Consider the following 18,649-nt stretch of genomic DNA (forward strand, 5'->3'; position numbering starts at 1 on the left):
CCACCCATCCGCGCCCGGAGCGCGCCGCCGCATCGCACGCGGCATCCGCTCAACGCAGCTCCCGACGAGGCCGCAATCGATATCCGCGCCGCGCGGCAATGCGTACAATCGCATCCTTTCCCGCAAGAGGTGAACGCAATGGCCATGAAGAAAACCGATCTCGAAAAAAACAAGGCGTTGAAGCTGACGCACGCGATGAAGCAGTCGACATCCGCGCGCTTCGGCAAGAGCTCCGAAGCCGCGCCCGACCGCCGCGAGCGGCGCAGGCTCGAACTGGCGCAGGGCCTGGTGCCGTTCGCCTGCAAGCTCAACATCGAACTCGTCGCGCACCTGAACGAGCGGGCCGCAGCGCATCCGGACGGGATGACCGGATTGTTGACCGAACTGTTGCAGCGCGGCCTCGACGAAACCGCGAAGTAAACGCCGCGAGCGTCGCGCGACGCGCACGGTGACGTCATGCAGGGCCCGCGGCGCATTTTCGACCTATGCTGAAAACGCAGCTCCGCATCCTTGCTCTCGTCGAATCCTCTAATACAGGAGTGCCGTGATGAATCCACCCGTCCTGCGCGTTGCCCGACCGACCAACGACATCGACTCGCTCGTCCGCTTCTACACAAAGGCGCTCGGCTTCGACGTCGTCGCCCGCTTCGAGAATCACGAAGGCTTCGACGGCGCGATCGTCGGCCGCGCCGGCTATCCGTGGCAAATCGAATTCACGCATCAGCATGGCGTGACGGTTGCGCGCGCACCGACCGCCGAGCATCTGCTCGTCTTCTATCTGCCCGATCGCGGCGCATGGACCGAGGCCGTCGAGCGCATGCGTGCATACGGCGCCGTGCCGCTCCCCCCGGAAAATCCGTACTGGGATCGCGAAGGCGTGACGTTTGAAGATCCGGACGGCTACCGGATCGTCCTGCAGAACTCGCAGCCGAGCTGAGCGCTCGCGCGCGATCGCGTTTGCGCGCGGCGCGCGTTGCGTCGTGCGGTGCGCCGGGCATCATGCTGCGCGACATCGGCGCAACAGGCGCGACGCGCGACATGCGATCGTTGCGCACGCATCCATCCCGGTGACATAGTTCGCCGTTCTCCGTCTGCGACGGATGCGCCGGCCGCGCGCCGCTTCGCCGCAATGCCGCGGATTCCCGATCGGCCCCGATGCAATGACCTCGACGAACAACGCGCCGAAAGCGCCTCGCGACACGAAGTTTCGCATGCGTCGCGGCGCATCCGCCGCGATCGATCAAGCATCCTTCGCAATCGATCGTTCGTCCGATCCCTGACGACGCCCGGCGCGAGCCGCATCCGTCGGGCGCTGAACGGCGGCCCGCTCGTCGCAAAGAGCGGGCGTGCGCGACGCGATCTCCCCGAGCACATCGGCCCGCGCGCTCGAATGCGCCGCCGCGCCCCATTGCACCGATCCCGAACGCCCTCCCGGCCGCCGATGCGCCGCCCGCCCGGAAACAAATTCTCACAACTTCGCCGCCCTGCCCGTCTCGCTTGCGCCGCGCGTCGTGCCGCGCGTCGACAGACAAACGAAAGCGGCGCGTCACGACACGTTCGCAATCCGCGTGCAGATTGCAGCCCCGGGTGTGGGTATGCCAGTCCTAACGACGAGGTCAACGATGAAACTCAACAGTAAGTCCTTCGAAATCGGCGCGTGGCTCGGCGCCGGCGCGCTCGCGTTCGCGAGCGCGGCTTCGGCCGCCACCGCGCAGGATCGTGATCACGATCGCCGCCCTCTCGACGCGAAGCACGTGCTGCTCGTCAGCGTCGACGGCCTGCACGAGCAGGACCTCGCGCGCTGCGTCGGCGCGAACACGTGCCCGAACCTCGCGCTGCTCGCGAAATCGGGCGTCACGTACACGAACGCGCACACGCCGGGCCTGTCGGATTCGTTCCCGGGCCTCGCCGCGCTCGTGACGGGCGGCTCGCCGAAGAGCGCGGGCCTCTTCTACGACGTGTCGTACGACCGCACGCTGTACGCGCCGTCGGATACGACGTGCTCGGGCAAGCAAGGCTGGAACGTCGTGTTCGACGAGACCACCGGCATCGACGCGCAGAACGGCGGCGCGCTCACGCATCTCGACGGCGGCGGCGCATTCAACCCGCAGGCGATCCCGCATGCGCGCGTGAACGGCCAGTGCGTGAGCGTCTACCCGCACAATTACGTGAAGACGAACACGCTGTTCGAAGTCGTCAAGGAGCACATCCGCGGCTCGCACACCGCTTGGGCGGACAAGCACGCGTGGGGCTACGACTGGGTGAACGGCCCGTCGGGCAAGGGCGTCGACGACCTCGCGCGCACCGAGATCAACTCGATCGATCCGGCGACGAACAGCAACTACACCGACATCTACACGCACACCGAGAAGTTCGACAACTATCACGTGCAGGCGATCGTCAACCAGATCGACGGCAAGAACTCCACGGGCACCGCGGCCGCGCCCGTGCCGACCGTGTTCGGCACGAACTTCCAGACGCTGTCGGTCGCGCAGAAGGCGACCGTCGCATCGGGCGGCGGCTATCTCGACGCGAGCTTCACGCCGGGGCCGGATGTCGCGAACGCGATCGCGTACGTCGACGGCTCGCTCGGCCGCATCGTCTCCGAGCTCAAGCAGCGCGGCCTGTACGATTCGACCGTCGTGATCGTCACCGCGAAGCACGGCCAGTCGCCGGCCGATCACACGAAGCTCGTGAAGAACGGCGACACGCTGACGGCGCTCCTCGAGGCGAACAACTTCCTCGACCCGAACGGCAACTTCGGCCAGAACAACACGGCGTCGGGCAACCTGAACGACGGCACGGGCCTCGTCGGAACGGGCTTCGTGCAGACCGACGACGTCGGCCTCGTCTGGCTGCGCGACCAGAGCCAGTTGAACGCGGTCGTCGCGAAGCTGAAGGCGAACCTCGGCTGCAACGCGCCGGGGATCTGCGCGGACGGCCCGCAAGCGTACATCCTGTCCGGCGCGAGCGTCGCCGAGCGCTTCGGCAATCCGGCGCAGGGCCGCACGCCCGACATCGTCGTGCAACCGAACCCGGGCGTGATCTACACGTCGAGCAAGAAGAAGGATGAAGAGCACGGCGGCAACGCGCCGGACGACAGCCATCTCGGCCTCGTCGTGTCGTACGCGGGTTTCCATCAGGGCCGCACGATCGACGCGCCGGTGCTGACGACGCAAGTCGCGCCGACGATCCTGCGCTCGCTCGGCCTCGAGCCGCGCCTGCTGCACGCGGTCGCGCTCGAAGGCACGCGCGTGCTGCCGGGCCTCGGCCTCGATCGCTGACAGCGCGGAAGCGGCGCGGGCGCGCCGGCCGCCGCCGCAGGCGGCCGGCGCGCCCGCCCGATCCGAAAACCACCCGGTTCCGTTTAATCCGAACACCGCGCTGCGCACATCAGCGCGTCCGCCGCCCGCCCACTGCGGCGGCTTGCCGCCCGACGCCCGCCGCGACGCCCGCACGTCCGGCCCGCCGGGCGATTTTTTTTCGAGGTTGGCTGCGGACTATTGTCATGCGATAAGAAGATCGTCCTTATCCGGAGCATCACGATGGCCACGCTGGAAGCCTTCCGATGCGTGCTCGACGACGCGCGCACGCCCGAGATCATTCGTCATCACATCATCGACGCGCTGCAGTACACGCTGCGCAACTACGGTCAGGTGTTCACCGCGAAGGAAGTCGAGTGGCTGACCGAATGGGACGATCCGCGCATTCCGCTCGCCGCGCGCAAGGAGCGCGACAAGCGAGATCCGGTCGCGGCGACGCGCTGACGCGGCGCGCCCGCCGCGCGCGAGGGCCGCGCGCGAGCACGGCGACAACAAAAAAAGGCGGCGCGCACCGAGCCGCACCGCCTTCGTCGAATCGACGCCGCCCGCGCGCATCGCGCCGGCGTCGCGCGCCGTCACTTCAGGCCGAAATCGACGCGCGTCGTCGCCCCCTTGTCCTCGATGCCCCTCGCGTCGAGCTTCGGTGCGACGATGAACATCCGGCTCGAATCGACCTTGCCCTCCAGATACTGGCGAACCGCCTCCGCGCGGTCCTGCGCGAGCGTGCGCAGGCTCGAATCGTCGACGCTCGCGTGATCCGCGAGCGCCTTTTTCATGTCGTCGTCGGGCAGCGTCTTCGTCAAGCCGATCATGTTGCGCGGCTTCTTGAAGTCGGCGGCCTTGTAGGCCTTCGTCAGGTACTTCGTGTATTCCGCGGGATCGACCTTCACCGCCCTCGGATCGACGCTCTCGCCCTGGCCGACCACGTCCCTCAGCTTCTGCTGCCTGACGAGCCGCTCGACGTACGCGGCGCGCAGGCCGGGCAGATCCTTGTCCGGATCGACGCGGCCGATCAGGTCGAGGCGGATCGAGGGCTTCTCGGCGAGCATCTTCGAGATCGTGTCGAGCTTCTTCTGCGACGCGTCGGACAGCGTCGCCAGGCCCGGCTCGAACTCGACGTAGCCGAGCTCCTCGCCGTCGCCGCCGAACGCGTGCGCGAGCAGCGTGAACGGCGACGTGACGGCCTTCGCGATCAGGTTCAGCACCGCGCGCCAGATCAGGCTGCCGACGCTGAACTCCGGGTTCGACAACGATCCGGACACCGGAACGTTCACGTCGATCTCGCCGCGCGAGTTCTTCAGGAGCGCGATCGCGAGCCGCACGGGCAGCTTCGTCGCCGTGTCGTTCTCGACGTGCTCGCCGAACGTCAGCTGATCGATGAAGATGTGGTTGTTCGCGCTCAGCTGATCGTTGTCGAGCTTGTAGTGCAGATCGACGTTCAGCTTGCCCTTCGTGATCGGATAGCCCGCGTACTTCGCCGAGTACGGCGTGAGGTTGGTCAGCTCGATGTCGTGCGCGGTCGCGGTCAGGTCGAGCGCCGGCTTCTCGATCAGCGGATTCACCGTCCCCTTGATCGTGATCGGGCCGTTCGCCGCCAGATTCGCGGCGATGTCGACGGGCGCGGGCGTCGTCGAATCGGTGCCGAACGCGCCGACCGTGCCCTTGATCGCGACGAGGTTCGCCGTGTAGTTCGGCTTGATGAAGTTATCGGTGTACGTGACGCGGCCGCTTTGCAACAGCAGTTGGCCGAAATGCAGCCGCACCGGATGCTGCGGCGGCGCGGCCGCGCGCACGAGGGCAGTGCCCGACGCGGGCGCTGCCGCGGCGGCCGACGCGCCCGCGGCCGGTGCGGCCGGCGCCGATGCGGCCGCCGACGCGAGCATCGGCGCCGACGCCGGCTCGAGCGCCGACGCCGCGACGGCCGCCTTCGCTTCCGGCGCCGCCTGCGGCGTGAGCGGCACCGGCTCCTTGCCGCTCGCGTCGCGCGTGAGCGACTGCGCGGGCCCGCTTTCCTTCGCGACGACCTCGCGCAGGTTCAGCTTGCCTTGCGCGTCGAGCAGCACGCGGCCGTAAAAGTTCGAGAACGTCACGCGCGACGCCTCGACGTCGGTGCCGCGCACGTCGTCGTAGTTCGCCTTCAGGTTCGCGAGCGCGAGCGAGCGCCAGCCGGCGAACGGATCGGACGTCACCTTGTCGAGCATCCGCACGTCGACGAGCGCCGCGTCGCCGCGATACGACGCCTTCATCGACTGCTTCGCCTGCTCGACGCTCAAATCGCCCTTCGCGTTCAGGAGCGCGCTCGCGACCGTCGCGTTCAGCATGCTGCCGAAGTACGGCTCGAACGCGGCCGCGTCGAGCCGGTTGCCGTTCAGCTTCAGGCCGACCTTCAGCGGCGAGCCCGTCACGTTGCCCGACACGTCGAGCGAGCCCTTGCGGTTCAGCGTCGTCGTCAGCCTGACGGGCAGCGGCTTCGACAAGTCCTCGCTGATCTGCTTGACGTTCAGCGCGAGCGGCGCGAACGCGAGCTTCACGGGGCGCGGCGTCGAGCGGTCGGTGAAGTTCGCCTTCGCGTCCTTCACGTTCAGCTCGTCGATCCGGTAGCGCCACGCGGGCGCGGCGGGCTGCGCGCCGCGCGCGGCGGCACGCGCGCCCGCCGCCTTGCCGCTTTCGCCCGCGAGCGACGCGAGATCGATCTGGCCGTTCTGCAGGCGCGCGACGTCGAGCGCGAGGCCCGTCGCGTCGACGCTCGCGATCTCGGCGGTGCGCGCGGCCAGGTCGATCTTCGTCACCTTCACGCTGGCTTCGGGCAACGCGACGGCCGGCGTCTTCGCGTTCGGCAGCGCGATCTTCAGCGACTTCAGGCCGAGCTCGCTGTCGCTCACCTGCGCGTCGAGCGGCGTCTTCGACCAGTCCGCCTTCGCGTTGATCGACGTGCTGAGCGCGCCGTCGAGCACGCGTGCGGACGTCGCGCCGGCGAGGTACGGCTGCACCACCGGCAGCGCGAGCGCGTCGACGACGAGCTTCGTGCCGGCCTGCCGCGCGGCGAGGCTGAACGCGCCTTCGGCCTTCAGCGAGCCGCCGCTCGCGACGTCGGTCGCAAGCGTGTAGCGCGCGGGCGTCTTGCCCGCCAGCGTGAAATCGGCGAGCGTCGTCGCGACGTGCGTGAGCGAGATCGCGGCAGGCGTCGCGAGCGACGCGTCGTTCAGGTTCAACTGGCCGTCGTTGATCGCGAAGCGCTTGATCGTCAGGTCGAGCGGCTGCGCCTTTTCCTTGTCGGCGCTCGCCGCGCTCGACGCGGCCGGACCCGGCGCGGCCGGACCCGGCGCGGCGGCCGATGCAGCCGCGCCGGATGCGGACGACGCCGAAGCGGCCGGGTCGGACGAAGCTGAAGCCCCCGCTGAAACTGAAGCCACTGCCGATGCCGATGCCGATGCCGCCGCGGATTTTGCCGCAGCCGCCGACGACGAGGCCGCGGCGGCGCTCGCCGCGGCCGGCGCGCCCGCCGGGCCGCCCGCCAGCTTCATCACGTTCAGCGCGCCCGCCTTGTCGCGCGCGAGTGACACCACCGGCTGATCGATCCGGATGTCGTCGAAATGCAGCACGTTGCGCAGCGGCTCGAGCTGCGCGGCCGCCACGTGCACCGCATGCGCGGCGAAGAGCGGCTCGTTCGCGGGGCTCGTCACCTGCGCGTCGTTCAGATCGACCGTGCCCGACACGCGCAGCGACGGCGTCTCGCCCGCCATCGAAAAATTGACGTCGAGGTCGCTCGACAGCTTGCCCGAGCGCACGTCGACGGGCAGCTTCGTCGGCGCATAGGACAGCAGCCGCGGCACGTCGAGGCTGTCGAACTTCAGGTTGATCGACGATTCGCGCGACTGCGCGAACGGCTTCGTCTTGCCGTCGAGCGCGATCGGGCTGCCGTCGAGGCGCGCGCGCAGCTTCGGCTCGACGAAGATGCCGGTCTTCGACGGCAGCGTCGCGATGAACGGCACGCCGAGCGACCATTGGTCGACGACGTGCTTCGCGTTCAGCACCCGGTCGTCGAAATCGATGCGGCCGTCGTTGACCTGGATGTTCGACACCGAGAAGCGCGCCGGCTTCGTCGACGGCTGCGGCGAAGGCTTCGAGAACTTGTCGACCAGATCGGTGAAGTTGAAGCGCTGCGCGTCGTAGCGAACGATCCGCAGGCGCGGCTGATCGAGCCGCACTTCGTCGACGATCGGCGCGAGGCGCGCGAGCGAGGACCACGACGCGCGCACGACGAGCTTGCCGATGTCGACGAAATCGCCCTGCCCGCCGCGCTCGCCGACATGGACGCCGTCGGCCTCGAGCCGCAGCGTGTAAGGATTGAATGCAATGCGCGCGATCGTCGCGGGACGGTCGAGCTGCTGGCTCAGTTGCTGCTCGGCGACGTGCCGGATCAGCGGCGGCGCCGCGAAGAAGCCCAGCAGCCCGAACACGGCGAGAAAAATCAGCACGCCGATGCCGGCGCGCTTCGCGCGACGCGACCGGGCGGCCGCGCCGAGCTTCTGCAAGGTCGATTGGACGGTTTCTTTGTTGAATGCCATTACTGAATCGCCGTGGGAACGGCAGCGAGGAAATCGGGACGGGAGCGTCCGGCTTTCGCCAGTATAGGCGCTGCGCCTTTCGCGACGCAGCGTGGGAGACGGGCGTCGGCGCGCGCAGCGCCCGGCCTTATGACCGGACGGCGAGCGCGAACGTTCACTTGCGAACGACGGCGGGCGGCTGCCAGGTGCCGTCGGCGGCTTGCCGCTTCGGCGCGTAGAGCCGCAGCGCGAGCGCGAAATCGGCGCGCGGCGCGGGCAGCCAGTTCGACGCGTAGCCCTTGCCGGGCGGCGTCGCGGACACGACGATCTCGAGCGAGCCGTCGCGGTTGCGGCGCAGCCGGTCGCGCTCGCCGATCGAGCGGCGCGCGCGGCCGAGATCGGGCAGCGCGCCGTCCGGCGTGTACGGCGCGAGCGACCAGAATGCGCGCGCGGGCGGCAACGCGTTCGGCGCGAAGCGGATCACATAGCGATTCGCGCCGTTGAGCGGCCGGCCCGCGCTGTCGGTCTTCACGACGGCGACGGTTTCGTCGTCGCGCGTCGCCGCGCCGAATTGGGTCGACGCCGCGTACGCGCGCAGCGCGTAGTCCTGGCCGTAGCGGCCGGCGCTGTCGCCGAGCCAGTTCCAGCCGTTCGCGGCCAGCACGTTCGGCGGCAGCGCGGCGAGCCGCTCGCGCGCCTCGGCCGCGCCGTTCTCCGCGCCGATCAGCTTGTCGCCCTTCCATTGCACGGGCGCGCCCGCCGTCACGCCGATGTCGGCGAGGATTTCCTGCGCGTGCGCGTCGGCGGCGGGCGGCGGGTTGTCCTGCAACGCGCGCGCGACGCGCGAGAAGAACGCGGGCGGATCGAGCGCCGCGACCCGCGCAACGGGCGAAGCGGCCTCCGACGCCGGATCGGCGGACGCCGCGCCCGCGTGCACCGCGCGCGACGCGCCGCGCGCATCGCCCGTGTAGACGGACAGCGGCACGACGCGGATCGCGCGCTGCAGCTTCTTGACGGCGGTGAGATCGCGCCCGCCGCTCGTCTGAATCCGCACGTCGAGCCAGGCGTTGCGCGCGGGCACGTCGACGCGCGTGACGCCTTCGGGCAGCGCGCCTTCCCAGCCGGCGCCGACGAACGCGACCGCGCGCGCGCGGCTCACGCCCGAGCGCGGATTCGCCGACGGGCCGGTCGACCACAGCACGTTGGTCCACATGTCGAGCGCGCGGGCGTCGAAATAGCGGCCGCGCGTGTCGGGCAGCACGACGACGACCGGTTCGTCGGCGACGTCGAGCCAGGCGGACGAATCGAGCAGGTCGACGCTCGCGAGCGGCGGATTCGCCGAGCCCGGCGCGGGCTGCGCCTGCGCGTGGCGCAGCGTGTTGACGGGCGTGCCGCCCGGCGCGCCGTCGGCCGTCGCGGCCTCCTTCGCGGCGTCCATCAGCACGAGCGGGTAAGCGTAGATATAGGAATCCGCGACCTCGCTGCGCATCCAGCCCGTCTTGCGCTGGATCGCCTCGGGCGTCGACGTGCAGGCGGCGAGCAGCGCCAGCGCGGCAAGCGACGCGCAAGCGCGCCGCAGAGAAACAGCGGATTCTCGTCGGTTTGTTGTCATTCGGTGGCACGGCGAACGCGCGGCAGGGCCGCGCGTGTTGATCGGCGGCCGGCGCGTAGGGCGCGGTGGTTTCCTCGTAGCGTGCGTGCCGGCCGGCTGTTGCTTGATCAGCTCTTTATTTTTTGATCGGCAGTATCGTACTCTCGTCGCACCGGCAAAAACAATGCCTGATCGCACAATAGGGCGATTCGGCGCGGCGCGAGACGGGGCGCGGCGCGATGGCGGCACGGTTGCGGCGGCGCGTGGTCACTATTTGGGATTGCGGCAGCGGAAAGCGGATGGGCGGCGGCGCGTTGCGGCCGACGATCAACGATAGGCGGCGGCGCATCGCGGTTCGGGTGGAATCGGCCGCCCATGCGCCGCAAGTCGAATGCCCGAATGACGTGAGCCTCGCATGCGCGCCGGTCCGTGCGCGCCGGCCGCGCACGCGGCTAGCCGCGCCGCTCGGCGAGCCGGCCTCGCTCGAGCATGAAGCGCCGCACGACCTTGACCGTCGGCGCCTGCGCGAACGGCGCGCCCTCCGGGCGGTCCAGATATTCGACGACGACGAGCGCGCCGCCCGTCGCCGCGCGCTCGATCGACACCGACACCGGCGTCAGCCGATCGCCGAGCAGCACGGCCGGCGCGCCGCCGCCGTCCGGCTGCGCGGTCGCGACATACAGGAATCGGCCGCTGCCGCCCGGATCGTCGCTCAACAGGACGGCCGTCACCGCGCGGCCGGCGATCGTCGCCGGTGCGCTCTGCGCGACGAGTGCCGTTACACGTTTCGTCGCCGAGCCCGGCGCGGCCGCCTGCACCGATTCGCCGCGCGTCAGCTTGACGGATTCGCCGTCGATCACGTAAGTCGCGTCGGCGGCGCCGGGCGGCGACGCGTTCGCGCCCGTCATTCGCAGCACGAGCCGCTCGCCGGCGACATCGCGCAACGCGGCGATGCGCGCCGTGTACGCACTCGTCAGGCAATCGGTCCGCGCGCCGCATGCGTCGCGCACGCGCCGCCGCCAATGCTCCTGCTCGTCGCGCAGCGCGTCGCGGAACTCGCGGTACGCCATTCCCTCGTCGGCCGGACGTGCGTTGCGCAGGATCTCGTAGTACGCGTCCATGCGGACGTCCAGCTCGCCGAGCGCGGGCGTCTTGCAGATCGCGCGTTCGGCGGCGCGCGCGGCGCGCGCGCAGTCGAAGCTCGCGGCGCGCGCGAACGGCGCGCCGAACGTCAGCGCGACGCCGAGCGCCGCGGCCATCAGTCGTGTCGTATTCGTCGACATGGTTCCTCCTTGCGGTGCTTCGATTCGGCGATGCGGCGAACGTTCGCGAGGTGCGCTTCGGTGGCGGTGGCGGTGGCGGTGGCAGCGGCAGCGGCAGCGGCAGCGGCAGCGGCAGCGGCTAGCAATGGTAGCGGCAGTGATGGCGGATATAGCGGTGGTGGCGACAACGGCAGCGAGCTGGTGCGTCGGGGAAATTTGGCGCGTTTGGCGGTTGGCATTCAGCACGTTGGGCGAATTAGGCACATTGGGAGCGGTGGGCACGCAAGGGGCAGTGGCAGTAGGCAGTCGGCAGTAGGCAGTAGGCAGTCGGCAGTAGGCAGTCGGCAGTCGGCAGTCGGCAGTCGGCAGTCGGCGGTCGGCGGTTGGCGGTTGGCGGTTGGCGGTTGCAGGCAGCAAGACCCAAGCCGAATGTCCCGACCGTCCCCGTGCCTCCGCCGATACGCGGCCAAACGCCGCGGCGTCGCTCAAGGCCACGGCGCCGCGCCCGCCGCCCGAACGTCCGCCGCAGCGCCGCGCGGCGGTCCTCGGCCGAGATCGCCCCGCTCCGCCCGCCTCCGCGCGACCGCCATCGGCCCGCCACCGCACGCTTGACCTTCCCATCATGGGAAAGTTGATACTTCGGGTCATCGGCGGCATCGTCCGCCTCATCGAATCGGATGGCAGATGACAAACCTGCTCGTTCCCGCCCCATCGGTCACGACGACGCTGTTCGTCGAAGGCATGCATTGCGGCGGCTGCACGGCGCGCGTCGAGAAGGCGCTCGCCCGGGTGCCGGGCGTGACCGGCGCGACCGTGGACCTCGACGCCGGCACGGCGACCGTCGACGCGACGCCCGCCGTCGACGCGCCCCGCCTCATCGACGCGCTCGGCGCCGCCGGATACCGCGCGACGGTCGCAACGCCCCCCGCCGCGCGCCGGGACCCGGATACGCAACGCGAAGGCGCGCAAGCAGGCGACGGCGACGCCATCGCGACGGGCACGGCGACCGTGACGCTGACCGTCGGCGGGATGACTTGCGGCGGCTGCGCGCGACGCGTCGAGCAGGCGCTCCGGAAAGTGCGCGGCGTAACGGCCGCGACGGCGGATCTCGCGACGGCGCGCGCGACGGTCGGCATCGCGCGCGACGCCGATCCGCGAACGCTCGTCGCGGCCGTCGAGCAGGCCGGGTATCGCGCCGACGTGGTGCGCAACGCGCATGCGGAGGCTTCGCCGACGCCGCCCGCATGCTTGCTCGACGACGCGGCGCACTCGCCCGCGTCGCCCACGGCGCTCGCAACCGACGAAACGACTGCAACCGTCGCTCCCGCGACGCACGGCGCGGCGGCCAAGACGTTCGAATTCGACATCGACGGCATGACGTGCGCGTCATGCGCCGGCCGCGTCGAAAAAGCGCTGTCGCACCTCCCCGGCGTCACCCGCGCGACGGTCAACCTCGCCACCGAGAAAGCGACGGTCGACGCCGACGCGCATCTCGACGCCGCTCAGCTCGTCGACGCGGTAAAGCGAGCGGGCTATCGCGCATCGCCGGTGAGCAGCGACTCGGCAGCCGCATTCGCACCGCAGGAAACCGCCGCCTCCCCCGCACCGCACACGACGTTCGAATTCGACATCGACGGCATGACGTGCGCGTCATGCGCCGGCCGCGTCGAAAAAGCGCTGTCGCACATTCCCGGCGTCACCCGCGCGACGGTCAACCTCGCCACCGAGAAAGCGACGGTCGACGCCGACGCGCATCTCGACGCCGCTCAGCTCGTCGACGCGGTAAAGCGAGCGGGCTATCGCGCATCGCCGGTGAGCGCCGCGCCCGCGGCCTCCGCCGCAGCCGCACCGGCTGCACCGGCCGCCCCGACCCGCCCCGCGCCGCCCGCCGCCGAAGACCGCAAGCGCGCCGAGGCGCGCCGCGAGCGCGCGCTCGTGATCGCATCCGCCCTGCTGACCGCGCCGCTCGCGCTGCCGATGTTCGCCGCGCCGTTCGGCATCGACGCCGCGCTGCCCGCCTGGCTGCAGCTCGTGCTCGCGTCGATCGTGCAGTTCGGCTTCGGCGCGCGCTTCTACCGCGCCGCGTGGCACGCGCTCAAGGCACGCGCGGGCAACATGGACCTGCTCGTCGCGCTCGGCACGTCGGCCGCGTATGGCCTGAGCATCTGGCTGATGCTGCGCGATCCCGGCCACACCGCGCATCTGTATTTCGAGGCGTCCGCGGTGATCGTCACGCTCGTGCGCTTCGGCAAATGGCTCGAAGCGCGCGCGAAGCGGCAGACCACCGATGCGATCCGCGCGCTCAACGCGCTGCGCCCCGATCGCGCGCGCATCGTCGAGCGCGGCGTCGAGCGCGACGTCCCGCTCGCGCAGGTGCGCATCGGCACCGTCGTGCGCGTGCTGCCGGGCGAGCGCGTGCCTGTCGACGGCCGGATCGAAGCGGGCATCACGCACGTCGACGAATCGCTGATCACCGGCGAGAGCCTGCCCGTGCCGAAGGAGCCGGGCGACCGCGTGACCGCCGGCTCGATCAACGGCGAAGGCGCGCTCACCGTCGCGACGACCGCGATCGGCGCCGAAACGACGCTCGCGCGCATCATCCGCCTCGTCGAATCCGCGCAGGCCGAGAAAGCGCCGATCCAGCGCCTCGTCGATCGCGTGAGCGCGGTGTTCGTGCCCGCGATCGTCGCGATCGCGCTCGTCACGTTCGCCGGCTGGCTCGTCGCGGGCGCGGGCGTCGAGACGGCGATCCTCAACGCGGTCGCGGTGCTCGTGATCGCGTGCCCGTGCGCGCTCGGCCTCGCGACGCCCGCCGCGATCATGGCGGGCACGGGCGTCGCCGCGCGGCACGGCGTGCTGATCAAGGATGCGCAGGCGCTCGAGCTCGCGCAGCGTGCGAGCATCGTCGCATTCGACAAGACGGGCACGCTGACGGAAGGCAAGCCGACCGTCACCGCGTTCGACGCGATCGGCGTTGCGCGCGCCGACGCGCTCGCGCTCGCGGCCGCCGTCCAGCGCGACAGCGCGCATCCGCTCGCCCGCGCAGTCGTCGCCGCGTTCGACGCCGACGCCGACGCGCGCCGCTCGCCTCTCGCCGCCGCGCGTACCGACACGCCGCGCGCGGTCGCGGGGCGCGGCGTCGAGGCGCACGTCGACGGCCGCCTGCTCGCACTCGGCAGCACGCGCTGGCGCGACGAGCTCGGCATCGCCGTGCCCGCCGACGTCGCGCGCCGCGCAGCGGAGCTCGAAGCGGCGGGCAACACGGTGTCGTGGCTGATGCGCGCCGATGCGCCGCGCGAGGCGCTCGCGCTCGTCGCGTTCGGCGACACGGTGAAGCCGCACGCGCGCCGCGCGATCGAACGGCTCGCGGCGCGCGGCATCAGGAGCGCGCTCGTGACGGGCGACAACCGGGGCAGCGCGGCGGCCGTCGCGGCGGCACTCGGCATCGACGAAGTCCACGCGCAAGTGCTGCCGGACGACAAGGCGCGCGTCGTCGCGCAGATGAAGGCGACGGCGGGCGACGGCGTCGTCGCGATGGTCGGCGACGGCATCAACGACGCGCCCGCGCTCGCTGCCGCCGACGTCGGCATCGCGATGACGACGGGCACCGACGTTGCGATGCACACGGCGGGCGTCACGTTGATGCGCGGCGATCCGGCGCTCGTCGCGGATGCGGTCGACATCTCGCGCCGCACGTATCGGAAGATCCAGCAGAACCTGTTCTGGGCGTTCGTCTACAACCTGGTCGGGATTCCGCTCGCGGCGCTCGGCTGGCTGAATCCGATGATCGCCGGCGCGGCGATGGCGTTCTCGAGCGTGAGCGTCGTGACGAACGCGCTGCTGCTGCGGCGCTGGAAAGGCGACGCGCGCTGAGAGCCCGTTTGGAAATGCAAATTTCCGCCCTCGTAGCCACACTGATGTAGAGCGCTGCTTTGAAAGTAGCCCGTCGGCAAGGAATGCAGGCGTGGACCAGATGAGCTGGAATTCGCCGTTTCATCAATTTTCAAACGGGCTCTGAGCGTGAAGAGGCGCGATCCGCGCGTGAAGCGAGAGGCACGGTTGAGCGGTTCTGCACTTTTGCGTTTGAACGTTTGAACGTTTCAGCGGTCGGCGGTCGGCGGTCGGCGGTCGGCGGTCGGCGGTCGGCGGTCGGCGGTCGGCGGTCGGCGGTCGGCGGTCGGCGGTCGGCGGTCGGCGGTCGGCGGTCGGCGGTCGGCGGTCGGCGGTCGGCGGTCGGCGGTCGGCGGTCAGCGCTCAGCGCTCAGCGGTCAGCACTCCGCATTCGACGTCAGCGCACCGCACACCGCTCGCCACGACCGCTCGCGACAAATCGCGACACGCCCGCGTGCGCGGCTGCGCTAGACTTCATCCATCGATAGAACGACGGCGACGGACGAACGCACCGCGCATCACGCAGCATGACCTTATCCCCTACCCACCGCAACGCCAAGCACGCGCCGGCGATCGCGACGACCTCGCGATCGCGCCGCGCCGCAAGCCATCTGCTCGCCGTGCTCGTCCTCGCGCTGGCCGGCACTCAATACGCGTACGCCGAAATCCGCTGCGGCTGGCTCCAGAACCCGACGCCCGCGAACTGGTGGCTCGACGACCGCACCGGCTCATGGACGCTCGGCACGATGGGCAGCCCCGAAGCCGAAGGAATGGATTTGATTCCCGACATGGCGGGCAAGCAGTACGTCGAGACCAACGGCCCGCACGGCTATGCATGCGCGTGCCTCACCGTGATCACCGACAAGCAGGAACGCCGGATCGTGAAGGTGCTGAAAGCAAAGCAACTGCCGCTCTCGAGGTGCCGGCGCGACAAGCGGCTCAAGGAGCCGGAATAAGCGCGGGAGCAGGAACGCGCGCGGCATCGCCCAGCGGCGCGCGAATATCGAAACGCACGCGGAAACGGCGCGAATCGCATCGAGGACGAAGGCCCCTCGCGCCGCCGCCCCGCGACATCGGCAACATCGGCGGCATTCGTGCGATCCGCAATCTACGATGGCGGCGCGGCGATACGCCACGCGCGACGCGCACGCGGCGGCCGCGCGACCGCCCGCTCAAAGCGGTTCGATCGACTTGACGAACGTCGTCGTCGCGGCGGCGAAGCCGAGCTCGCTGTACAGCGCGAGCGCGGCCGTGTTGTGATTGAACACCGACAAGCCGATCTCGCTCACGCGCAATTGCCGCGCATCGTCCTCGAGCGCCTGCAGCACGCGCGTCGCCCAGCCCTGGCGGCGAAAGGCGGGCTCGATTTCGAGATCGTAGATGAAGAGCGTCCGGTGCGGCCCTTCCGTGACCACGCCGTACCACAGGTGGCCGAGCACGACGCCGTCGCCGGATTCGCGCAGCGTGAGCAACACCTGGTCGTCGGTGAGGAGCCCGTCGGGCAGCAGCGTGTCGATGCAGGCAAGCGCGCGCTCGTCGGCTTCGTCGGGCTCGCTCTGGCCGGATTCGATCAGATCCCGCGCATAGCCGCGCGCGGCGCGTTCCCGGTATTCGCGGAATTCCGTCTGGGTCATCGGGCGCATCTGGAGCATGCCGCACCTCTTCGAAGATGCCGGTGTATCACCCAGTGTAGCGGGCGGCGGGAGATTGCGCGAATCGGAATTCGCTCGCGAGCCGCCGGATGCGTGCGTTCGCGCTGTCGGCTCGATCGTGTTCGAGCGCGTCGATTTGCGCGCTCGGTACGCGGCCGTCCGTTTCCCATTTTGCCGAACGCGCCGGCGGCGTCTCCGCCCATCGCTTCGCGCGATCCGCGTGCCCGCCGTGCCCACGGCCACGTCCGCCCTCTTGTTTGCTGCCTCGTTCACTGCCTCGCCCGCTGTCTCGTTCGCTGCTTCGTTCGCCGTCTAGCCCCGTTCCCACGCGATCTCGCTTCTCCTCGCCCGTCCGCCCGTCCGCCGACGAAACGGCCTCGACGTCGCGAATTCAACCGTCACACCGGCAGCGTTCCACCGCGCGAATCAATCGTCGGAACAAAATCGCCGCAGCGGATACAATCCGTCGGAAACCGGGCTCCGCGCGTCGGCACGACAACGACGACATTGCACAACGCGTCCGTTTGCAGAAGGCGATCGCTCACGGCGAGCGTTTTCTCGACGCTTTTTTTCCGACAGGAACATCGATGAGCGAATGTATGGAGGTGCAGCCGGCCCGCCTGAGCCGCTTCGTTCCGATAGCAGTGGTCGTCTTTCTCGGCCTGATGGCGATGGGCATGCCGCTCGGATCTGTCCCCGCGTTCGTCAACGCGAAGCTCGGATACGGAATGACGGTCGTCGGGCTCGTGATGGGCGTCGAATCCGTCGCGACGCTGCTTACGCGGCACTTCGCCGGCGTCACCGCCGACCGCAAGGGCCCCAAGATCGCCGTGACGATCGGCCTGATCGGCAGCTTCGCGTCGGGCGCGTTCTACTTCGTCGGCAGCGAATTCGCGTCGACGCCGGCGCTCGGCCTCGCGCTCGTCGTCGTCGGCCGGATCGCGATGGGCTTCGCGCAGGGCCTGCTGTTCACGGGCGGCAGCACCTGGCCGATCGGCATATTCGGCGCGAGCAACGCGGGCAAGGCGCTGTCGTGGATCGGCATCGCGATGTTCGCCGGCATTTCGGCCGGGGCGGCACTCGCCGCCGCGCTCAACGAGATGTTCGGCTTCACGATCGTCGCGCTCGCGACCGCGGTCATTCCGTTGATCGGCCTGCTCATCGCGGTGCGGTTGCCGAACGCGCACCTTGCCGCGCCCGCCGGTCACAAGGGCAGCGCGTTGCGGACGATCCGGAAAATCTGGCGGCCCGGCCTCGTGTTCGGGCTCGCGACCGTCGGCTACGTGACCGTCACGTCGTTCGTGGCGATCGCATACATGGAGAAGGGCTGGTCGGGCGCGGAATATGCGCTGTCCGCGTTCGGGATCGGCTACGTGAGCGCACGGCTGCTGCTCGGCTCGAGCACGGACAGGAACAGCTCGCCCGTGATGGCGGTGGGGATGTTGTCGATCGAGGCAGTCGGGCAACTGCTGATCTGGCAGTCGACGAGCCCGTCGATGTCGATGCTCGGCGCCGCGCTGAGCGGCTTCGGCGTGTCGATGATTTATCCGCTGCTCGCGCTCGTCGCGATTCGCGGTATCGCGCGGCACGACTTCGGGATGGCGATCGGCTTCTATGACGCATGCTTCGACATCGCGATCGGCCTGTCAGCGCCGCTTGCCGGCGTGGTCGCGAAATTCGCCGACACGTCGGCGGTGTTCGTCGTCGGCGTCGTGTGCAGCCTCGCCGCGATCGCGATGGCGATCAGCGTCTATCGCGGCGAGGCTGCGCTCCACCAAGGCGGCGAGTGAGCTGCAAGCGAGAAGCGGCGCGCGGCGGTTCGAACCGAGGCTGGCGCGGCCGCTGCCGCACCGTCGTCGATCGATCGTCGGCCGCATCACGGCGCGATCGGCGATGCACGCGACGAAAGACGCCGGTCGATCGCGGCTGGCGCAAAGGCGCGCTGCGCCGCCGGCTTTCGGCGCAGCGGCGGTTCGTTGAATTCGCCGTGACCGGGCGCGTCGTGCCTGCCGGCGCGGGCCGCTATTTCACCGGATGCGGTTTCCCATCCGCCGGCTGGCGAACGCGCGAACGGGCCGCGACCTCGCCGACGGCGTCAATCAGCGACGGATCAGGCCGATCTGAGCGACGTGCGACTTGCGCACCCGCTCCGATTCGGCGTGGCGGGCTTTGTACGAATAGTCGGCGTCGAGCGGCAGATGCGGCGACGCGAAAAGGTCTTCGATCTTTTGAAGCAGTGCGAAGATGAGGCTCATTTGCGACTCCTGTCAGCTAGCATCTAGGGTTTTCCCGTAGATAAAATTCTACGGGTTTTCCCTAGATTGCGCTAGTGCGTCGCAGCAAAATCTCTGCGGAATGTTCGTTTCCCGCACAAATGGAACCG

Annotated in this window: 12 protein-coding genes and 1 pseudogene; 7 read left to right on the top strand and 6 right to left on the bottom strand. The window is 69.8% G+C overall.

Annotated elements, in window-relative coordinates; translation table 11 throughout:
* The first annotated feature begins 129 nt into the window (after positions 1 to 129).
* From WS78_RS29135 to WS78_RS29155, 4 genes are all read left to right on the top strand, one after another.
* Positions 130 to 420, top strand: a complete 291-nt coding sequence (locus WS78_RS29135; protein ID WP_186448634.1) for a hypothetical protein — start codon at positions 130 to 132, stop codon at positions 418 to 420.
* Between the two features lie 127 nt (positions 421 to 547).
* A complete protein-coding gene (locus tag WS78_RS29140) occupies positions 548 to 937 on the top strand; it encodes a VOC family protein (RefSeq protein WP_059575527.1) in 390 nt (129 codons plus the stop codon).
* 685 nt (positions 938 to 1,622) lie between these two features.
* Positions 1,623 to 3,284, top strand: a complete 1,662-nt coding sequence (locus WS78_RS29150) for an alkaline phosphatase family protein (protein WP_059575531.1) — start codon at positions 1,623 to 1,625, stop codon at positions 3,282 to 3,284.
* A 261-nt stretch (positions 3,285 to 3,545) separates the two neighbouring features.
* A complete protein-coding gene (locus WS78_RS29155; protein ID WP_038752168.1) occupies positions 3,546 to 3,767 on the top strand; it encodes a hypothetical protein in 222 nt (73 codons plus the stop codon).
* Positions 3,768 to 3,898: 131 nt separating this feature from the next.
* Here the strand turns inward: WS78_RS29155 and WS78_RS29160 are convergent, their stop codons facing one another.
* The 4 genes and pseudogenes from WS78_RS29160 to WS78_RS29180 form a co-directional block, all read right to left on the bottom strand.
* Positions 3,899 to 7,891 carry a DUF748 domain-containing protein gene (locus tag WS78_RS29160; RefSeq protein ID WP_059575533.1) on the bottom strand — a complete coding sequence of 1,331 codons (3,993 nt, stop codon included), beginning with the start codon at positions 7,889 to 7,891 and terminating at the stop codon, positions 3,899 to 3,901.
* A complete protein-coding gene (locus WS78_RS37305; protein ID WP_161788684.1) occupies positions 7,891 to 8,049 on the bottom strand; it encodes a transcriptional regulator in 159 nt (52 codons plus the stop codon). Before WS78_RS37305 ends, WS78_RS29160 begins: the two co-directional genes overlap by 1 nt.
* Positions 8,046 to 9,482: a DUF1254 domain-containing protein gene (locus tag WS78_RS29170; protein ID WP_059575534.1), complete on the bottom strand. Its 1,437-nt coding sequence runs from the start codon at positions 9,480 to 9,482 to the stop codon at positions 8,046 to 8,048. Before WS78_RS29170 ends, WS78_RS37305 begins: the two co-directional genes overlap by 4 nt.
* 431 nt (positions 9,483 to 9,913) lie before the next feature.
* Positions 9,914 to 10,798 (bottom strand): annotated as a pseudogene (locus WS78_RS29180) (lysozyme inhibitor LprI family protein); the annotation flags it as partial.
* Positions 10,799 to 11,407: 609 nt separating this feature from the next.
* Here WS78_RS29180 and WS78_RS29190 point away from each other — a divergent pair.
* Positions 11,408 to 14,596: a heavy metal translocating P-type ATPase gene (locus WS78_RS29190; RefSeq protein ID WP_082717486.1), complete on the top strand. Its 3,189-nt coding sequence runs from the start codon at positions 11,408 to 11,410 to the stop codon at positions 14,594 to 14,596.
* Positions 14,597 to 15,141: 545 nt separating this feature from the next.
* The gene (locus WS78_RS29200) at positions 15,142 to 15,570 is read left to right on the top strand and encodes a DUF4087 domain-containing protein (protein WP_063889418.1); all 429 of its coding nucleotides are present in this window, start codon (positions 15,142 to 15,144) and stop codon (positions 15,568 to 15,570) included.
* Positions 15,571 to 15,786: 216 nt separating this feature from the next.
* Here the strand turns inward: WS78_RS29200 and WS78_RS29205 are convergent, their stop codons facing one another.
* On the bottom strand, positions 15,787 to 16,266 hold the full coding sequence (locus tag WS78_RS29205; protein ID WP_059575538.1) for a GNAT family N-acetyltransferase: 480 nt from the start codon (positions 16,264 to 16,266) through the stop codon (positions 15,787 to 15,789).
* A gap of 524 nt (positions 16,267 to 16,790) precedes the next feature.
* Between WS78_RS29205 and WS78_RS29210 the strand changes: the two genes are divergently transcribed.
* Positions 16,791 to 18,056 carry an MFS transporter gene (locus tag WS78_RS29210; RefSeq protein WP_198174679.1) on the top strand — a complete coding sequence of 422 codons (1,266 nt, stop codon included), beginning with the start codon at positions 16,791 to 16,793 and terminating at the stop codon, positions 18,054 to 18,056.
* A 309-nt stretch (positions 18,057 to 18,365) separates the two neighbouring features.
* On the opposite strand, the gene WS78_RS37310 is transcribed toward WS78_RS29210, so the two are convergent.
* The gene (locus WS78_RS37310; RefSeq protein ID WP_162836180.1) at positions 18,366 to 18,521 is read right to left on the bottom strand and encodes a hypothetical protein; all 156 of its coding nucleotides are present in this window, start codon (positions 18,519 to 18,521) and stop codon (positions 18,366 to 18,368) included.
* Between the last annotated feature and the right edge of the window lie 128 nt (positions 18,522 to 18,649).

It is taken from the genome of Burkholderia savannae (assembly GCF_001524445.2).
GTDB classification, from domain to species: Bacteria; Pseudomonadota; Gammaproteobacteria; order Burkholderiales; family Burkholderiaceae; genus Burkholderia; species Burkholderia savannae.

Coding starts and splice junctions, on each gene's coding strand:
- WS78_RS29140 (WP_059575527.1), top strand. CDS start 548: ATGAATCCACCCGTCCTGCGCGTTGCCCGACCGACCAACGACATCGAC.
- WS78_RS29150 (WP_059575531.1), top strand. CDS start 1,623: ATGAAACTCAACAGTAAGTCCTTCGAAATCGGCGCGTGGCTCGGCGCC.
- WS78_RS29155 (WP_038752168.1), top strand. CDS start 3,546: ATGGCCACGCTGGAAGCCTTCCGATGCGTGCTCGACGACGCGCGCACG.
- WS78_RS29160 (WP_059575533.1), bottom strand. CDS start 7,891: ATGGCATTCAACAAAGAAACCGTCCAATCGACCTTGCAGAAGCTCGGC.
- WS78_RS29170 (WP_059575534.1), bottom strand. CDS start 9,482: ATGACAACAAACCGACGAGAATCCGCTGTTTCTCTGCGGCGCGCTTGC.
- WS78_RS29190 (WP_082717486.1), top strand. CDS start 11,408: ATGACAAACCTGCTCGTTCCCGCCCCATCGGTCACGACGACGCTGTTC.
- WS78_RS29200 (WP_063889418.1), top strand. CDS start 15,142: ATGACCTTATCCCCTACCCACCGCAACGCCAAGCACGCGCCGGCGATC.
- WS78_RS29205 (WP_059575538.1), bottom strand. CDS start 16,266: ATGCTCCAGATGCGCCCGATGACCCAGACGGAATTCCGCGAATACCGG.
- WS78_RS37310 (WP_162836180.1), bottom strand. CDS start 18,521: ATGAGCCTCATCTTCGCACTGCTTCAAAAGATCGAAGACCTTTTCGCG.